Here is a 17,119-nt window from a genome sequence, read left to right as displayed (position 1 = left end):
GAGAACGCAGCCAGCGTGCGTGCGGGGCTGCGCGCAGCAGGCAGGATTCTTCAGCAGTCTCCTAGGACCGCACCAGCCGGGCGATGGCGTCCGAGGCCTCCTTGAGCTTGATCTCGGCCTCGCGCCCTCCGGTCGCGGCCGCGTCCACCACGCAGTGGCCCAGGTGCTCGTCGAGCAGGCCGAGGCCGACCGATTGCAGCGCCTTGGTGATCGCCGAGATCTGCGTGAGGATGTCGATGCAGTACTTCTCCTCCTCGACCATCCGCTGCAGCCCTCGCGCCTGCCCCTCGATGCGCTTGAGGCGCCGGAGGTAGTCGTCCTTGCGGTGGATGTAGCCGTGCTGGTGGTGAACGGTCTCGGACATGTCGTGTCTCCCGGGCGTCGAGCCTGCTGATCTGCGGTCAGTGTACCCCATACGGGTATTCATTGTTGTTCTTCGACAGGTTGATCAAAGTACCCTCCCGGGGTATATTCATGGAAAGCGATCCGTGAAAGGAAGGCCTACCGATGAGCGTTGAGCAGACCTACACCGTGACGGGGATGACGTGCGGCCACTGCGTCGCGTCGGTGACCGAGGAGGTCCAGGAGGTGCCGGGCGTTGAGGGCGTCGACGTCGTCCTCGAGACCGGACAGGTCACCGTCACCAGCACGGAGCCGCTCGACGAGGCTGCCGTCCGGGCCGCGGTCGAGGAAGCCGGGTACCAGCTCGCATGAACGTTGCCACCAAGCTGCTCGGGTTCGTGGGCCTCCTGGCGGTGGCGTTCGCCGGCGCACTCGGCGTCGGCCATGTCGTCGGTCCGCTGGAGACGACCACCGCGAGCCATGCGGACATGTCCGGCGGCGGCGAAGGCATGGCGATGGGCGCCGAGGCGTCGTTCCCGAAGGGCTTGCAGGTCTCCCAGGACGGCTACACCTTCCGGCTCGCGGCCACGTCCGCACCGGCCGGCTCCGGTGTACCACTCAGCTTCACGATCGAGGGTCCCGACGGCTCCCCCGTCAGCGCGTACGACCTCGAGCACGACAAGGAGCTCCACCTCATCGCCGTACGTCGCGACTTCAGCGGCTTCCAGCACGTCCACCCGGTCAGGGACGCGGACGGCACCTGGACCACCGACCTCGACCTGACGCCGGGCGCGTGGCGTCTGTTCGCCGACTTCAAGGCCACCGGGGCCGACGCACTCACGCTGGGCACCGATCTCTCGGTGGCCGGCAGCTACCAGCCCGCGCCGCCGGCGACGACCGACGTGAGGACCGCCACCGTCGACGGCTACACCGTGACGCTGTCCGGCGATCTCACCGCAGGCCGCGACGCGAAGCTCACCCTCCGGGTGTCCCGCGACGGCAAGCCGGTCACCGACCTCGAGCCCTACCTGGCGGCCTACGGTCACCTGGTCGCGCTCCGCGACGGCGACCTCGCCTACCTGCACGTCCACCCCGAGGGCACCCCGGGCGACGGGAAGACCGCCTCCGGGCCTGACGTGACGTTCTTCGCCGACGTGCCGAGCGGCGGGCGCTACCACCTCTACCTCGACTTCAAGCACCAGGGCGTCGTCCGGACCGCGGCCTTCACGGTCACCGCAGCAGGCACCGGCACCTCCGCGAAGACCCCGGCCGGCGACGGCCACGTCAACCACTGACCCACGCAGGACAGGAGAACACCATGGCTTCCGCGACCGGATCACCGGGCGTCACCACCCAGGAGGTGGAGCTGGAGATCAGCGGGATGACCTGTGCCTCCTGCGCGAACCGGATCGAGCGCAAGCTGAACAAGCTCGACGGGGTCACGGCGACGGTCAACTACGCCACCGAGAAGGCGAAGGTCACGTTCGCCGACGGCGTCGAGCCCGGCGACCTGATCCACACCGTCGAGCAGGCCGGGTACGGCGCCGCACTCCCCCGGCCGGCCCACGCAGAGGGCCACGACGAGGACGACACGGACGCGCATGATCCGGTGCGCCCGCTGCGGCAGCGCCTGCTCGGATCGGCGGCGCTGTCGGTCCCGGTCATCGCGTTCGCGATGGTGCCGGCCCTCCAGTTCACCTACTGGCAGTGGCTCTCGCTGACGCTGGCAGCACCGGTCGTGGTGTGGGGCGCCTGGCCGTTCCACCGGGCCGCGTGGACGAACCTGCGGCACGGCACCTCGACCATGGACACCCTGGTGTCGCTCGGCACGCTGGCAGCTCTGGGCTGGTCGGTGTACGCCCTGTTCTGGGGCACCGCCGGCACTCCGGGGATGAAGCACGCGTTCGAGCTCACCGTGGCCCGCACCGACGGCGCCGGGAACATCTACCTCGAGGCCGCCGCGGGCGTCACCACGTTCATCCTCGCCGGCCGCTACTTCGAGGCCCGCTCCAAGCGGCGGGCGGGCGCGGCCCTGCGAGCCTTGCTCGAGCTGGGCGCCAAGGACGTGGCTGTGCTGCGGAGCAGTCCCGACGGGCAGGTCGAGGTGCGGATCCCCACCGACCAGCTCGCGGTCGGCGACGCGTTCGTCGTACGCCCGGGCGAGAAGATCGCCACGGACGGTGTCGTCGAGGAGGGCAGCTCGGCCGTCGACGCCTCGATGCTCACCGGGGAGTCGGTGCCGGTCGAGGTGGGCGTCGGTGACGCGGTCGTCGGAGCCACCGTCAATGCCGGTGGTCGGCTCGTGGTGCGCGCCACCAGGGTGGGTTCGGACACCCAGCTGGCGCAGATGGCCCGGCTGGTCGAGGACGCGCAGAACGGGAAGGCGCAGGTCCAGCGGCTCGCCGACCGGATCTCGGGCGTGTTCGTCCCGATCGTGATCGGCCTCGCCGCAGCGACCCTGGGCTTCTGGGTCGGCGCCGGCCAGGACCTGTCCGCCGCCTTCACCGCGGCGGTCGCGGTCCTGATCATCGCGTGCCCCTGCGCGCTCGGCCTGGCGACGCCGACGGCGCTGATGGTGGGTACCGGCCGCGGCGCACAGCTCGGCATCCTCATCAAGGGACCTGAGGTGCTCGAGTCGACGCGACGGGTCGACACGATCGTGCTCGACAAGACCGGCACCGTCACCACCGGTCACATGACACTCCTGGACGTCGTGGCCGGCGAGGGTGAGGACGTGGACCAGGTCCTCCGGCTGGCCGGAGCGCTCGAGCACGCCTCGGAACACCCGATCGCCCGGGCCGTGGCGGACGCGGCCCGGAGCCGGGTCGGGGCCCTTCCGCCGGTCGAGGACTTCGTGAACGTCGAGGGACTCGGGGTGCAGGGGGTCGTCGTGGCGGCCGATCGCAGCCACGCGGTCCTCGTGGGCCGGCCGCGCCTCCTCGAGGAGTGGTCGCAGCCGTTGGGCCCGGATCTCGAGGCCGCCTTCGCAGCCGCCCAGTCCGACGGAGCCACCGCGATCGCGGTCGGCTGGGACGGACGGGCGCGTGCTGTCCTCGTCGTCGCCGACGCGGTCAAGCCGACGTCGGCCGAGGCGATCGCCCAGCTGCGCAGCCTCGGCCTGCTGCCGGTGCTGCTGACCGGGGACAACGAGCCCACGGCGCACGCCGTCGCGCGGCAGGTAGGCATCGAGGTCTCCCCCGAAACCGTCATCGCGAACGTGCTCCCGGCCGACAAGGTCGACGTGGTCAAGCGCCTGCAGGCTGCTGGTCGCGTCGTCGCGATGGTCGGCGACGGGGTCAACGACGCGGCCGCGTTGGCGCAGGCCGACCTCGGGCTCTCGATGGGCACCGGCACCGATGTCGCGATCGAGGCCAGCGACCTCACCCTCGTCCGCGGGGATCTCCGGGTGGCGGCGGACGCGATCCGGCTGTCCCGGCGTACGCTCCGGACGATCAAGGGCAACCTCTTCTGGGCGTTCGCCTACAACGTCGCCGCGCTGCCGCTGGCGGCTGCCGGACTGCTCAACCCGATGCTCGCCGGCGCCGCGATGGCCTTCTCGTCGGTCTTCGTGGTCACCAACAGCCTGCGGCTGCGGCGGTTCCAGCCGTTGACCGGCCCGGCCTCGGCGGAGCTGCCGGCGCCGTCGCACGACGCGCCCGCGCTGGCAGGGGTCTGATCGGCCTCAGGACGCGACCGGCGCGACGACGTCCGCCGCGTCGTGGCGGTCTCCGTCGTCGGGCCACAGGCGAGCTGCGAGCGCGCGCAGGACCCGGTCGGCGTTGACCGACACGAGGGCGACGGACGTGGTGTCGCGGACCAGCGCCACCACCGCCGAGCCGGACCTCAGGGAACCCCAGACGACGCTGCCCCGGTTCGCCAGCTGGGGGAAGCCGACGCCGCGGACGCGCGCACCGTGGATCCGGGTTCCGAACTCCGGCATCGCGGTCACCGGTCGCGCGCGGTCGGGACCGGCCAGGAGGTTCTCGACCGCCCGGGCGGCCTGATGGGCTTCCTCAAGTTCGTTCCCGCGAACCTGCGACAGGGAGAGACGGGCTCTCGCCAGGGACGCCGACGCTCCGGTGGTGCTGCACGCCGCCGCCACCACGCGCGACATCGCCGAAGCGGTCGTGCTCCTCCCACCAACCCCGACATCACCGGAACCGTCGTCGAAACAGACGGAGACGCACGACGGACCACCTGACATTCACCGGCCCGAACTCCGCGTTCAGGTGCGTTCGAGGTTGTCGTCGTGGGCGGCCGAGGCCCTGGGCCGACCGAGCATGGCGCGACCGGCTTCCAGCCGCGCGACAGGCACGCGGAACGGCGAGCAGGAGACGTAGTCGAGCCCCGTGCTGTGGAAGAAGTGGATCGACTCCGGGTCACCACCGTGCTCGCCGCAGACACCGACCTTCAGGTCGGGACGGGTGCTGCGCCCTTCTCTCGTCGCGATGTCGACCAGCCGGCCGACCCCGCTCGCATCGAGGGTCTCGAACGGGGAGACCGTGAAGACGCCCTTGTCGAGGTACGCCGCGAAGAACCCCGCCTCGACGTCGTCGCGCGAGAACCCCCACGTCGTCTGAGTGAGGTCGTTGGTGCCGAACGAGAAGAACTCGGCCGCCTCAGCGACCCGGAACGCGGTCAGCGCAGCTCGAGGCAGCTCGACCATCGTGCCGATCGGTATCGCCAGGTCCACGCATTCCGAAGCGGCAACCTCGGCCACGATCGAGTCGGCCTCGTCGCGGACCAGATGCAGCTCCATCACGGAGCCGACCAGCGGTACGAGGATCTCGGGCCGGGGGTTGCCGCCCGCCTTCCTCAGTTGCGCCGTGGCCTGGGCGATCGCACGCACCTGGAGGGCGAAGAGCCCCGGGACGGTCAGCCCCAGGCGAACACCGCGCAGCCCGAGCATCGGGTTGGACTCATGCAGGCGCTCCACCGCCGCGAGCAGGCGAACGTCATTCGGATCGACCTCGCCACGCTCCCTCGCCACCGCCGCCTTGACCATGAGCTCAGCACGATCGGGAAGGAACTCGTGGAGCGGCGGGTCGAGCAAGCGGATCGTCGTCGGCAGGCCGTCCATCGCGGTCAGCAGGTCCACGAAGTCCTGGATCTGTGGCGCCACCAGCTCGGCCAGGGCAGCCTCGCGCTCCTCGGCATCTGCAGCCAGGACCACCCGTTCGATGAGGGGGCGCCGCTCGCCGAGGAACATGTGTTCGGTGCGGCAGAGCCCGACCCCCTCTGCCCCCATGCGGCGTGCCCGGTCGGCGTCGGCACCCGTGTCGGCGTTGGCGCGCACCCGCATGCGCCTGACCCTGTCGGCGTGAGCGAGCAGACGGTCGACGGCCCTGATCACCTCGGCAGTGCTTTCGTCCACGCCGGCCAGGGCGACCTCGAGGCCGTGCTCGAGGTAGCACACCACCGGGGAGGGTACGACCGGCAGCTCACCCAGGAAGACCTCGCCGGTCGAGCCGTCGAGGGAGAGGGTGTCCCCCTCGTGGAGGGTCCTCCCCCCTGCGACGGCAACGCGGCGGGCCGCGTCGACCGTGACGGATTCGGCTCCGCAGACCGCGGTCTTGCCCATGCCGCGTGCGACGACGGCGGCGTGCGACGTCTTGCCGCCGCGGCTGGTGAGGATGCCGGTCGCGGCGATCATCCCTTCGAGATCCTCGGGGTTCGTCTCCTTGCGGACCAGGATCACTCGCTCTCCACGCGCGTGCCACGCGACGGCCGTCGCCGGGTCGAAGACGATCCTGCCGACGGCCGCGCCCGGTGAGGCGGCCATGCCCCTGGTCCACAGATTGCGTTCGGCCCCAGCATCGAACTGCGGGAACATCAGCTGCGCCAGCTGCGCGCCGGCGACCCGCTCGAGCGCCTCGTCCATGGTGATCAGGCCCTCGTCGACGAGCTGGACGGCGATCCGGAACGCCGCCGCGGCGGTGCGCTTGCCCACCCGCGTCTGGAGCACCCACAGCTTGCCGCGCTCGACCGTGAACTCGATGTCACACAGATCTCGGTAGTGCGTCTCCAGGCGACGCATGATCAGCGTCAACTCGGCGTACGAGTCGGGATCGAGCCTGGCGAGGTCATCCAGCGGGAGCGTGTTTCGAATCCCGGAGACGACGTCCTCGCCCTGGGCGTTCGCAAGGTAGTCGCCGTACACGCCCTTCTTCCCTGTCGCAGGGTCCCGGGTGAAGCAGACGCCCGTGCCCGAGGTCGGGCCGAGGTTGCCGAAGACCATCGCGCAGACGTTCACCGCCGTGCCCAGGTCGTGCGGGATGCGCTCACGTCGGCGGTAGAGCCTGGCTCGGTGGGTGTTCCACGAGTCGAAGACCGAACGCGTTGCCAGGTCGAGCTGGCGACGTGGCTCCTGGGGAAACTCCTCGCCCGTGTGAACCAGGACGATCTGCTTGAACTCGGCGACGAGCGCCTGCAGGTCCCTGGCCTCCAGCTCGATGTCGGAGTCGACCCCCTTCCGCAGCTTGGCCGCCTCCAGGGCTGACCCGAACGCCTCACCGTCGACGCCGAGAACGGTCTTGCCGAACATCTGGATCAGGCGTCGATAGGAGTCCCACGCGAACCGCTCGTCACCCGAAGCATCGGCCAGCCCCAGCACCGAACGGTCGTTGAGCCCGACGTTGAGGACCGTCTCCATCATTCCGGGCATGGAGTGCTTCGCTCCCGAGCGGACACTCACCAGGAGTGGGTCGGTCGCGTCACCCAACCGACGCCCGACCTCGTCCTCGAGACGGCGCAGCGCGGTGGTGACCTGCACGGTCAGCAGGTCCGGCTCGCGGCCCTGCTCGAGGTAGAACCGGCACGCCTCGGTCGTGATCGTGAACCCCGGCGGCACCGGCAGGCCCAGCCGGGTCATCTCGGCAAGGTTCGCACCCTTGCCACCGAGCAGGTCCTTCTGGTCCTTGTCACCCTCGCAGAAGGCGAAGACCAGCCTGGTCGTGGACGTCTTCATGCGGGATCCCTCTCCCAGATCAGGCGCCGGCTCCCGACAGCATCGCCAGCACGAGCTTGCGAACGTCGTCAGCTCCCGCCATGGTCAGTGCCTCGCGGGCCAGCGCGGCGCAGCGTGCGACGTCGAGCTCCCTGACTGCCGCCTTGACCCTGGGTACGGCGGACGGCGAGACGCTCAACTCCCGCACACCCAGCCCGACCAGCACCGGAATGGCCAGCTCGTCGGACGCGGCCTCGCCACAGACAGCAACGTCGATCCGACCGCGGGCCGCCCGGCACACGTGGTCGATCAGCTGGAGCACACCCGGGTCGAGGGCGTCGAAGAGGGCCGTCACGGCGCCGTTTCCCCGCTCGGCGGCGAGGGTGTACTGCGTCAGGTCGTTGGTGCCGATGCTGACGAAGTCGACGTACGGCAGGAACGCCTCGATCTTGAGCGCCGCAGACGGGACCTCGATCATCGTGCCGATGTGCAGCGCCTCCGGGAGGCCTGCAGGTCCGGCCGCTTCCAGGAGCACCTGCCGTGCCTCGACCATCTCGCCGGGTGTGGACACCATCGGGATCATCACGCTCGTCGGGAACTCTCGCGCGGTACGACAGATCGCCGCCATCTGGTCCCGGAGGAGGTCGCGGTGCTCGAGGCTGAGCCGGATCCCGCGCTGGCCGAGGAACGGGTTCGCCTCACGCGGCATCGGCAGGTACGACAGCGGCTTGTCACCCCCCACGTCGAGGGTCCGCAGGGTGATCCGCCGGCCGGCCATGGTCTCGGCGATCGCGACGTACTCGTCGTGCTGTTCCTCGACACCGGGCGCGGAGCTTCGATCGAGGAAGAGGAACTCGGTGCGAACCAGCCCGGCACCGTCCGCACCGGCCGCGACGGCGGCACGGGCGTCGGCGACGGACCCGAGGTTGGCGGCCACGACGACGGACGTGCCGTCGAGCGAGGTCGCAGGCTCGCCGGCAAGCGCGAGCTGTCGCGCTCGCTGCTCGCCGGCGTCGGCCGAGCGGCGTTCGTACTCCGCGAGCAGGTGGGAGTCCGGGTCGACGTGCAGCTCACCCGTGCTGCCATCGAGCAGCACTGTGCTTCCTTCGGCGATGCTCAGCACCTCTGGACCGGCCGCGACCACCACGGGGATGTCCCGGGCCCGGGCCAGGATCGCCGCGTGGGAGGTCGGACTGCCGAAGGCGAGGACGACACCGGTCACCAGCGAAAGGTCGAGCCCGGCGGTCTCCGCAGGAGTCAGGTCGCCGGCCACCAGGACTCCACTCGACGTCATCTGCCTGGCTGGCTCTCCGGTCAGCGCCCGGAGGACCTGGTCGCCGACCGCGTGGACATCGACGGCACGCTCCCTCAGGTAGGGGTCGGGCAGGCTCGCCCACTCGCGCTCGACGTCAGCCAGGCATCCGGCCCACGCGGAGACGGCGCTGATCCCGGAGCTGGTCCGGGCCTTGACGTCCGCAAGCATCTCGGCGTCGCTGAGCAGGGACAGGTGCGCATCGAAGATGCTGGCCTGCTCCGTGCCGACTTCGCGTGCCGTCACGACGCGGACGTGCTCGATGTCGCGGCGTACGGCGGCCACCGCCTCCACGATGCGCCGCCATTCCGCGGCCGGCTCGCCCCGTGGTCCCTGGTCGAGGTCGACGGGTACGGCGCTGAGCCGGCGGACCGGGCCGATCGCAATCCCGGGCGACGCAGGGAGCGGGCCGCCGACCGAACGGGCCGGCCCCGTCGCCACCGGTTCGGCGGCCTCCTCGGCGGTCTCGTCGAACCGACGCGCCGCGAGGGTGAGGAGGTGCTCGACCGCCTCCTGGGCCTGCGGCCCCGAGGCGCGGACCTCGACCTCGTGGCCACGCAGGGCCGCCAGCGTCGCGACCCGGCTCAGGCTGCCCGCCGAAACCGCCGGCCCGCCGGTGGTGAGGTTGCGCAGCTGGACCGACGCGTCGAGCCCGCGGACCTCGCTGACGAGCCGGGCAGCCGGACGCGCGTGCAGCCCGTGGGGGTTCTGCACGGAGAAGACTCCGACGATCTCCTCTGCGTCGACCGTGCCCGCCTCTGCCTGGCCGCCTTCCAGCGGCGGGGACAGGTGGCCCGACTTGCCCATGAGTGCGTCCCGGGCCTCGGCAGCGACCTCTGCTCGACTCGCACCACCCGCCGCCGCGACGGCCGCGACGATCAGCCCTTCGACGAGGGGTGCCGGCGAGAGGGTCACCCGATCGCGGATGGAGGGATCCTGCAGCAGATCGAGGGCCAGCTCGGTGCTGAGCACCGCACTGCCGAGATCCATGAGCACGACGACGCCCTCGGGGCCGTCCGCTCGCTCGATGGCTTCCATGATCGCGACCGCGTCGGTGCCGAACGTCGTGTCGTCGAGACCCGCGGCCACCTCGATCCTCAGCGCACGCCCGTGCAGCATCTCGGAGGCCAGGGCCACTGCGGAGCGGGCCAGCATCCTGCTGTGGGAGACGACCACCAGGCCGACGCCCCGTCCGTCACCGGGTCTCGGCGAGTCTCCCGAAAGGCTCTCTGTCATGGCCACTGCACTCCACTCGCTGGTCCGTTACGTCAGATGGAGGGTTCAGAAGGGCGCTTCGGTCGCTGCTTCGAGCAGGAGAGCGACGGTCGTCGCGCCGGGGTCCTGGTGGCCGACACTGCGCTCGCCGAGGTAGCTCGCCCGGCCCTTGCGCGCCAGCATCGGTGTCGTTGCGTCCCGTCCGGCCGCGGCCGCGTCCCGGGCCTGCTTGAGGCCGGCGGCCAGGTCCGTCCCTGCGGCGAGCGCCTCGTCGAGTGCCTCGACGGCCGGTGCGAGCGCGTCGTACATGGTCTTGTCCCCGGGTCCGGCCTTGCCGCGGTCCACCACTCCGCCGAGTCCGGCACGCAGGGCCGCAGCGACCTCGAGCGGCGCAGCGTTGGCGTCGTCGCCGAGCGTGCTGCCGATCCGCAGGAAGAGGGTCCCGAACAACGGTCCACTGGCACCCCCGACCGTCGAGACCAGCGTCATGCCCACCTTGGAGAAGAGTGCCCCGCACGTCTCCGGCGGACTTGCGTCGAGCGCGGCCACGGCGGCCCTCATGCCCCGGTCCATGTTCGACCCGTGGTCGGCATCGCCGATGGCAGCGTCGAGCTCGGTCAGGTAGTCACGGTTCTCAGCGACCAGGTGGGCAAACCTGCGCACCCACTGCTCGAGGACCGCCGTGGTCACGTTCTCGTCCATCTCTCAGATGCCCCATCTCAGTGCTGAAGTGTTGACGGGAGCGTCCCAGAGGGAGAGCAGCTCGTCATCGGACTTGAGCAGGGTGACCGACGCGCCGGCCATGTCGAGCGAGGTGATGTAGGAGCCGACGAGCGAACGCGCAACCGGCACACCGTGCCCGGCGAGGATCCGCGCGACCTCGTTGAACATCACGTAGAGCTCGATCAGCGGCGTACCGCCGAGCCCGTTGACGAAGGCAATCACCGGATCGCCAGGCTTGAACGTCAGGTCCGCGAGGATGGGCTCGACCAGCATGGCGGCGATCTCACTCGCAGGCGCGAGCGGCAGCCGCTCCCGGCCGGGCTCACCGTGAATACCGACGCCCAGCTCCATCTCGCCCTCACCGAGCTCGAAGGTGGGCTTTCCCGCGGCCGGCACGGTGCAGGACGTCAGCGCGACGCCCATGCTTCGACCGTTGGCGTTGACCTTGCGCGCGACCTCGGCAACCTGGTCGAGATCACGGCCCTGCTCGGCCGCCGCCCCGGCGATCTTCTCGAGCAGAACGGTCACGCCGACACCGCGGCGACCCGCGGTCCAGGTGCTGTCCTGGACGGCGACGTCGTCGTCGGTGACCACCGAGACGACCCTGGCACCGGTCTCTGCAGCCGCCAGCTCCGCCGCCATCTCGAAGTTCATGACGTCGCCGGTGTAGTTCTTCACCACGTGCAGGACGCCGGCGCCGCCGTCGACCAGCTTGGTGGCCGCCAGCATCTGCTCCGGCACCGGTGAGGTGAACACCTCGCCCGCACAGGCGGCGTCGAGCATGCCGAGGCCGACGAAGCCGCCGTGGAGCGGCTCGTGGCCAGATCCACCGCCCGAGATGAGCCCGACCTTGCCCTGCTTGGGGGCGTCTCCGCGGTAGATGACCTTGTGCTGGTGGTCGACCTGCAGCTCCGGATGGGCCGCTTCGATTCCCCGCAGCGCCTCGACCACGACATCATTGGGATCGTTGATCAGCTTCTTCATGACATTCCCTTTCGGATCCGAATCGTGCGGGTCGGGTCAGACCCGGCTGGCTTGGGGCTCGGCCACCTGCACGGGGTCGGGATCACCGAGGTCCACGGCGATACCTGCAGTGTGGCGATCTGCGGGCGTCCGCGTAAGCACGCCGTACAGCAAGGCTGCGACGACGCCGGCGAGAAGCTCGGCGGCCAGGTACACCGGCAGCTGGTTCCATTTCACGTCGCCGCCCGCGAACTGCTGGACGAGCATCGGGCCGAACGTGCGCGCCGGGTTGATCGAGGCACCGGTCGTGGGTGCGACCGGAATGATGGCGGCGAAGACGACCAGACCGATGGCGACACCGGCGAAGCCGGCAACAGCCTTGCGGTGGATGACCCCGAAGATCGTGAACACCAGGATGAACGTGCCGACGAACTCGGCGGTGAAGGCCTGCAGCACGCTGACGTGGTCCTCGTTGTAGGCGGCGACGCCGAGACCGACGTCGCTGGCCTTGTGTCCGAGGACCCCGATGATGGCGACCGCGCCGACGACGGCGCCGACGACCTGTGCGCCGATGTAGCTCGGCACCTGACGCCACGGGAACTTGCCGGACGCGGCAAGGCCCAGGGTGACGGCCGGGTTGATGTGGTTACCGCCGATGTGCCCGAGGGCGTAGACGGTGGCGATCACGACGGTGCCGAACGCGAACGAGATCATGCCGAGGTCAGCCATCGTGAACGGCGCGTCGCCGTTCACGATCAGTGTGGCGGGGACCGAGCCCACCCCGATGAACACCAAGAAGGCGGTTCCGATGGCTTCCGCACCCAGGCGCTGGAAGAGAGTGGTGTCGTCAAGCATGCCCGTGCCCCTCACTAGTTGTTTCGAATGTGGTTCGACAATGTCGAACGTTTGTGGGACCGTACACCTGTGATTCACTAGTGCGCAAGACTTTTCGTGAAATCAGTCACACCAGAGGGGAATCCAGTGATCCAATCGGTCGACCGAGCCATTCGCGTCCTGACCGCACTCCAGGGCACCCGTCGGATGAGCCTGTCCGAGCTGGCTGCGCGCCTCGAGCTCGCACCGTCGACGGCCCACGGCATCGTGCGCAGCCTCGTCGAGCACGGCATGGTCGTCCAGGAGCGCGGATCAAGCCGCTACCAGCTCGGTCCCGCCGTCCTGCGACTGGGCAACGTCTACCTGGACACGCTCGAGCTCAGGTCCAAGGCGATCCCCTGGGCCGAGGATCTCGCCCGGCGTACCGGGCTCGCCGTACGGACCGGAGTCCTCCTCATCGACGACGTCGTGATCATCCACCACGAGCCGCGCCCGGACGGTAGCCGGCAGATGCCGGAGGTCGGCATCGTCATCCCCGTCCACGCCAGTGCGCTCGGCAAGGCGATGCTCGCATTCATGCCGGAGGACGAGAAGCGCGTGCTCACCTCGGGAGAGCTGCGCAGCATGACGGGTGAGACCATCAGCTCGCCGGAGAACCTGCGCGATCAGCTGGACCAGGTCCGCGCGAGCGGCATCGCGGCGGAACGGGACGAGGCCGTGATCGGCGAGAGCTCACTGGCCAGCCCGGTGTTCGACTCCTACAGCGAAGCCGTGGGCGCGATCGGTGTCGTGCTCCCGTCCGGTGGCGAGCTCGACGGCCAGATCAGCGACCTGGTTCGCGAGACGGCACGGGCGGTCTCTCGCGAGCTCGGAGCGCCTTCGTGGCCGCCACGACGGCCCGGGCAATAGCTTCGAGCGTGCCCTCCGACGCGCATCGACGTTCGGCCAGGATCGCAGGACCGTGGGCCGTCACGTGGAACCTTCGCAGGCGGCCCGGACCGGAAACGAAGGAACCCCGTCTGACCTGTCTCGCAGGTCAGACGGGGCTCCGGTGGCTCCCCCGGTTGGACTCGAACCAACAACCCTCCGGTTAACAGCCGAATGCTCTGCCAGTTGAGCTACAGGGGATCGCGCCCGCAAAGGTTAGCAACTGTCCCGGGCTCTTGCTAAATCGGTACGGCGGTGTCGCGAGCGGCTGTTCGAGCGGCTCGCGGGCTACTCCCCCACGTCGGCCCGCGCCTGCTCCAGCAGGGCCGCCGCGACCGCCGCGACCTCGGGATCGTCGGGGTCGATGCCGTCGTCGTACTCGTGCATCCAGGCGATCGGACCACCCACCGGAGACCGCCGGCCGATCACCTTCAGCCCGCGCTTGCCGTTGACCAGGCGACCCCGCTGGAGCACGACGCTCGCGGTCACGCGCTCGCGGATCAGCTGGAGCAGCCCGCCGGGCTCCGAGTCCGGCATCGTGAAGGAGTACGCCGGCCGCGCCTGGCCGTAGTGGCCGACCTCGCTGACCCGCAGGCGCGACGTCTCGCGGTCCCAGTCGGCGCCCTCGACGCGCTCCCAGGGGACGTGCCGGGCCTGGTCGGCGCCGAGCACCACCAGGGCTGCACGGGTGCCGACGACCCACGTGCCGTCGACGGCCCGGGCGAACGCCAGCGGGCGGCCGTCGACCCGGGCCGCGACCTCGGCCGGCAGGGACGGACGACGGAGCCTCACCGCGGCGTCACTCGGCTCTCGCTCACTCGCTCGCGAGCGCGAGCTCGCGGAGGTTGCGGCGGTGCTGCTCGAGCGCGACCAGCTCGCCGAACATGCGGTTGTACTCCGCCGCCTCGTCGACCGGGTTGGTGCGCTGGAGCCGGGACTTGAGGTCGGCGATCCGGCGCAGCGCGGTCAGCTCGCGGAGCCGGTGCACGTGCTGGGCGGCGTACGCCGGCGTGGGCTCCTTGGAGGTGTGCACCGCCTCGACGGCGAGCGCGGTGAGCAGACCCTTGAGCCGCTCGTCGCCGGTCGCGGCCTGGAGCCGGGCGGCCCACTGGGAGTCGGCGCTGTCGACCCCGCCGGCGGCCGCCACGACCGACCACACCGCGCGGTACGCCGGGTGGGTGAAGTCGGCCTCGTCGACCTCGCCGAGCAGGGCGGCGATGACCGCCGGGTGCTGGATCACCAGCTTGAGGGTCTCGCGCTCGAGCACGAACCGGGGGTCGCGGGCGTCGGGCAGGTCGGGGCTCGGCCGCTGCTGCACCGGCGTCGCCGCCGCGGTCGACGCCGCCGTCGCCGCAGCCCGGCCGGCGGCGCGGCGGACCTCGCGCTGGACGTCGTTCGGGTCGATGCCGAGCATGCCGGCCAGCTCACGCGCGAACGCGTCGACCTTGGAGCGGTCGCGGATCGCGGTCACCAGCCGGGCGGCGTCGCGCATCGCGTCGATGCGGCCGTCGGCGCGGTCGAGGTCGTAGCGGGAGACGACGTTGCCGAGCACGAAGCGGTAGAGGGGCACGCGCCGGGCCACCAGCTCGCGCACCGCGGCGTCGCCCTGCTGGAGCCGCAGGTCGCACGGGTCGAGGCCGGACGGCTCGACCGCGACGTAGGTCTGGCCGGCGAAGGCCTGGTCGCCCTCGAAGGCCCGCAGGGCCGCCTTCTGGCCGGCCTCGTCGCCGTCGAAGGTGAAGATCACCTCGCCGCGGAACTCGTCGTGGTCCTGCAGCAGCCGCCGGATCACGCGGCTGTGGTCCTCGCCGAAGGCCGTGCCGCAGGTCGCGACCGCGGTCTTGACCCCGGAGAGGTGGCAGGCCATCACGTCTGTGTAGCCCTCGACGATCACGGCCTGGCTGGCCCGGGCGATCTCGCGGCGGGCGAGGTCGATGCCGTAGAGCACCTGGCTCTTCTTGTAGATCGGCGTCTCGGGCGTGTTGAGGTACTTCGCCTCGATCCGGTCGTCGTCGAAGATCCGGCGCGCGCCGAACCCGATCACGTCGCCGCTGCTGTCGCGGATCGGCCACATCAGCCGGCCGCGGAACCGGTCGTAGAGCCCGCGGTTGTTGTCGCCGGCGAGGCCGCTGGTGACGAGTTCGTCGTCGCGGAACCCGTGCTGGCGCAGGTGCTTGACCAGGTCGTCGCCGCCGCGCGGGGAGAACCCGACCCCGAACGTCGCCGCGGCGTCCTGGTCGAAGCCGCGCTGGTCGAGGAACTGGCGCGCCACCATGGCGTCGGGCGTCGCCAGCTGGTCGGCGTACCACTGCGCCGCGAGCTTGTGCGCCTCGACGAGCCGCGGCCGCTGGGGACCGCCGCTCGCCCGCTGCGGGCCGCCGTCGACGTACCGCAGCTGCACACCGGTCTTCTCCGCGAGCCGCTCGACAGTCTCGGTGAAGCCCAGACCGTCGATCTCCATCACGAACTTGATGACGTCACCGCCGGCCCCGCAGCCGAAGCAATGGTACATACCGCGCGAAGGGGTCACATTGAACGAAGGGGACCGCTCGTCATGGAACGGACACAGGCCCTTGAGGTTGCCGCCGCCCGCGCTCTTCAGCGTCACGTACGCCGAGATCACGTCGTCGATGCGCGCCTTCTCGCGAACCTCCGCGATGTCCTCTTCCCTGATCCGGCCCGCCACGACGGTGAGTCTACGGCCGCCCGCCGACGGCGAAGCACGAGTGCGCGCATCGGCCGACGCGGCTGCCGAACGTGTCGAACCGGTCGCTTCGGGTAGTGGAGTCCCATGGCACAACAAGCACACCAGGGAACGCGTCCGGTCGCCGCCGAGGAGCCGACCATCGGCGCGCTGGTGCACGACCTGGCCCAGGAGATCCCCCAGCTGGTCCGCTCGGAGATCAGGCTCGCCCAGGCCGAGGTGGCCGAGAAGGGGCGTGCCGTCGGCACCGGGCTGGGCATGTTCAGCGCCGCCGGGCTGCTGGCGTTCTTCGCGCTGGGCACCCTCGTGGCCGCGGCCGTCCTCGGGCTCGCGGAGGCGCTGCCCGGCTGGGCGTCCGCCCTGGTCGTGGCGGCGGTGCTCCTCGCCGGGGCCGGAGTCGCGGCGCTCACCGGGCGCAAGAAGGTGACCGAGGGCCAGCCGCTGAAGCCGGAGCGGGCCGTGGCCGGTGTCCAGAAGGACGTCGCAGCCGTGAAGGAGGCCGCCCGATGACCGACCTCAGCCAGCACAACGGGCACGCGACCCGCGACCCGGCGCAGATCGAGCGCGACATCGCCCGGCAGCGCGAGCAGCTGGCCGCGACCGTCGACGCGCTGAGCCACAAGCTCGACGTCAAGCACCGGGCGGAGGACGCCTTGCACCAGAAGGCCGCCCGACTGCGGGACACTGTGACCACTGACAGCGGGAAACCGCGTCCCGATCTGCTCGCCGTCGGCGCCGCCGTGGTGGCCGGGGTCGCGATCCTGGTCTGGTGGCGGGCCCGTTCCTGAGAACCACCCGGCGGCCGCCCCGGCCGGCCGGTCCGACGATCGGTCCCAGGACCGACCCAGGGAGGAACCATGAAGAAGCTGTTGGCACTGACCATCTTCGCAGCCGGCTACGTGCTCGGCGCCAAGGCCGGTCGTCAGCGCTACGAGCAGATCCGCCGGATCACGATGCGGGTCAAGAGCGACCCGCGCGTGCAGAGTGCGGCCCACCAGGCCGCCGAGATGGCACGGGAGCAGGCGCCGGTCGTGAAGGACAAGTTCGAGCAGGGCGCCCACAAGGTGAAGGACAAGCTGTCCCACGACGAGCCGGGCACCACGACCGACACGACCTACGGTTCGTCGTACCAGAGCACCGGGATCCGCTGACC

General features: G+C 70.6%; 16 protein-coding genes, 1 tRNA gene and 1 pseudogene. 7 read left to right on the top strand and 11 right to left on the bottom strand.

What is annotated here, in order from left to right:
• Positions 1–61: 61 nt before the first annotated feature.
• The gene (locus EFL26_RS13185; protein WP_123223311.1) at positions 62–364 is read right to left on the bottom strand and encodes a metal-sensitive transcriptional regulator; all 303 of its coding nucleotides are present in this window, start codon (positions 362–364) and stop codon (positions 62–64) included.
• A gap of 143 nt (positions 365–507) precedes the next feature.
• On the opposite strand from EFL26_RS13185, the gene EFL26_RS13180 reads away from it, so the two are divergent.
• The 3 genes from EFL26_RS13180 to EFL26_RS13170 are packed head-to-tail and all read left to right on the top strand — an operon-like array spanning position 508 to position 4,018.
• Positions 508–714, top strand: a complete 207-nt coding sequence (locus tag EFL26_RS13180) for a heavy-metal-associated domain-containing protein (RefSeq protein ID WP_123223310.1) — start codon at positions 508–510, stop codon at positions 712–714.
• On the top strand, positions 711–1,637 hold the full coding sequence (locus tag EFL26_RS13175; RefSeq protein ID WP_123223309.1) for a hypothetical protein: 927 nt from the start codon (positions 711–713) through the stop codon (positions 1,635–1,637). The genes EFL26_RS13180 and EFL26_RS13175 overlap by 4 nt, the downstream gene beginning before the upstream one ends.
• Positions 1,638–1,660: 23 nt before the next feature.
• Positions 1,661–4,018 carry a heavy metal translocating P-type ATPase gene (locus EFL26_RS13170; RefSeq protein ID WP_123223308.1) on the top strand — a complete coding sequence of 786 codons (2,358 nt, stop codon included), beginning with the start codon at positions 1,661–1,663 and terminating at the stop codon, positions 4,016–4,018.
• Between the two features lie 6 nt (positions 4,019–4,024).
• On the opposite strand, the gene EFL26_RS13165 is transcribed toward EFL26_RS13170, so the two are convergent.
• From EFL26_RS13165 to EFL26_RS13140, 7 genes and pseudogenes are all read right to left on the bottom strand, one after another.
• Positions 4,025–4,456, bottom strand: coding sequence for a hypothetical protein (locus EFL26_RS13165; protein WP_123223307.1), 432 nt, complete (start codon positions 4,454–4,456; stop codon positions 4,025–4,027).
• Between the two features lie 111 nt (positions 4,457–4,567).
• Positions 4,568–7,309: a pyruvate, phosphate dikinase gene (ppdK, locus tag EFL26_RS13160; RefSeq protein WP_123223306.1), complete on the bottom strand. Its 2,742-nt coding sequence runs from the start codon at positions 7,307–7,309 to the stop codon at positions 4,568–4,570.
• A 19-nt stretch (positions 7,310–7,328) separates the two neighbouring features.
• Complete coding sequence (gene ptsP / locus EFL26_RS13155; protein WP_246000221.1) at positions 7,329–9,407, bottom strand: phosphoenolpyruvate--protein phosphotransferase; 2,079 nt, start codon at positions 9,405–9,407, stop codon at positions 7,329–7,331.
• Positions 9,384–9,836: pseudogene (dhaM, locus tag EFL26_RS24735) on the bottom strand (dihydroxyacetone kinase phosphoryl donor subunit DhaM); the annotation flags it as partial. The gene ptsP and the pseudogene dhaM, both read right to left, overlap by 24 nt.
• A 45-nt stretch (positions 9,837–9,881) precedes the next feature.
• On the bottom strand, positions 9,882–10,517 hold the full coding sequence (dhaL, locus tag EFL26_RS13150) for a dihydroxyacetone kinase subunit DhaL (protein WP_123223304.1): 636 nt from the start codon (positions 10,515–10,517) through the stop codon (positions 9,882–9,884).
• Between the two features lie 3 nt (positions 10,518–10,520).
• Positions 10,521–11,522 carry a dihydroxyacetone kinase subunit DhaK gene (gene dhaK / locus EFL26_RS13145; RefSeq protein WP_123223303.1) on the bottom strand — a complete coding sequence of 334 codons (1,002 nt, stop codon included), beginning with the start codon at positions 11,520–11,522 and terminating at the stop codon, positions 10,521–10,523.
• 36 nt (positions 11,523–11,558) lie between these two features.
• Complete coding sequence (locus EFL26_RS13140; protein ID WP_246000175.1) at positions 11,559–12,434, bottom strand: MIP/aquaporin family protein; 876 nt, start codon at positions 12,432–12,434, stop codon at positions 11,559–11,561.
• A gap of 48 nt (positions 12,435–12,482) precedes the next feature.
• Between EFL26_RS13140 and EFL26_RS13135 the strand changes: the two genes are divergently transcribed.
• Complete coding sequence (locus tag EFL26_RS13135) at positions 12,483–13,244, top strand: IclR family transcriptional regulator (RefSeq protein ID WP_123223301.1); 762 nt, start codon at positions 12,483–12,485, stop codon at positions 13,242–13,244.
• Positions 13,245–13,387: 143 nt separating this feature from the next.
• Here EFL26_RS13135 and EFL26_RS13130 read toward each other — a convergent pair.
• From EFL26_RS13130 to dnaG, 3 genes are all read right to left on the bottom strand, one after another.
• A tRNA-Asn gene (locus EFL26_RS13130) sits at positions 13,388–13,463 on the bottom strand.
• Between the two features lie 87 nt (positions 13,464–13,550).
• The gene (locus EFL26_RS13125; RefSeq protein WP_123223300.1) at positions 13,551–14,054 is read right to left on the bottom strand and encodes a hypothetical protein; all 504 of its coding nucleotides are present in this window, start codon (positions 14,052–14,054) and stop codon (positions 13,551–13,553) included.
• A gap of 22 nt (positions 14,055–14,076) precedes the next feature.
• On the bottom strand, positions 14,077–15,948 hold the full coding sequence (gene dnaG, locus EFL26_RS13120) for a DNA primase (protein WP_123223299.1): 1,872 nt from the start codon (positions 15,946–15,948) through the stop codon (positions 14,077–14,079).
• 105 nt (positions 15,949–16,053) lie between these two features.
• Here dnaG and EFL26_RS13115 point away from each other — a divergent pair, with 105 nt between their 5' ends.
• The 3 genes from EFL26_RS13115 (at position 16,054) to EFL26_RS13105 (ending at position 17,117) form a co-directional block, all read left to right on the top strand.
• Positions 16,054–16,476 (top strand): phage holin family protein, encoded by a 423-nt coding sequence (locus EFL26_RS13115; RefSeq protein WP_123223298.1) that lies wholly within the window; start codon positions 16,054–16,056, stop codon positions 16,474–16,476.
• Entirely contained in the window at positions 16,473–16,754 is a 282-nt protein-coding gene (locus EFL26_RS13110) for a DUF3618 domain-containing protein (RefSeq protein WP_123223297.1), read from the top strand. The genes EFL26_RS13115 and EFL26_RS13110 overlap by 4 nt, the downstream gene beginning before the upstream one ends.
• Before the next feature lie 69 nt (positions 16,755–16,823).
• Complete coding sequence (locus tag EFL26_RS13105; protein ID WP_123223296.1) at positions 16,824–17,117, top strand: YtxH domain-containing protein; 294 nt, start codon at positions 16,824–16,826, stop codon at positions 17,115–17,117.
• Positions 17,118–17,119: the final 2 nt, after the last annotated feature.

This window comes from Nocardioides pocheonensis, assembly GCF_003725535.1.
In the GTDB taxonomy this organism is placed as follows: domain Bacteria; phylum Actinomycetota; class Actinomycetes; order Propionibacteriales; family Nocardioidaceae; genus Marmoricola; species Marmoricola pocheonensis.
This window is presented reverse-complemented; position numbering and strand designations above follow the sequence as displayed.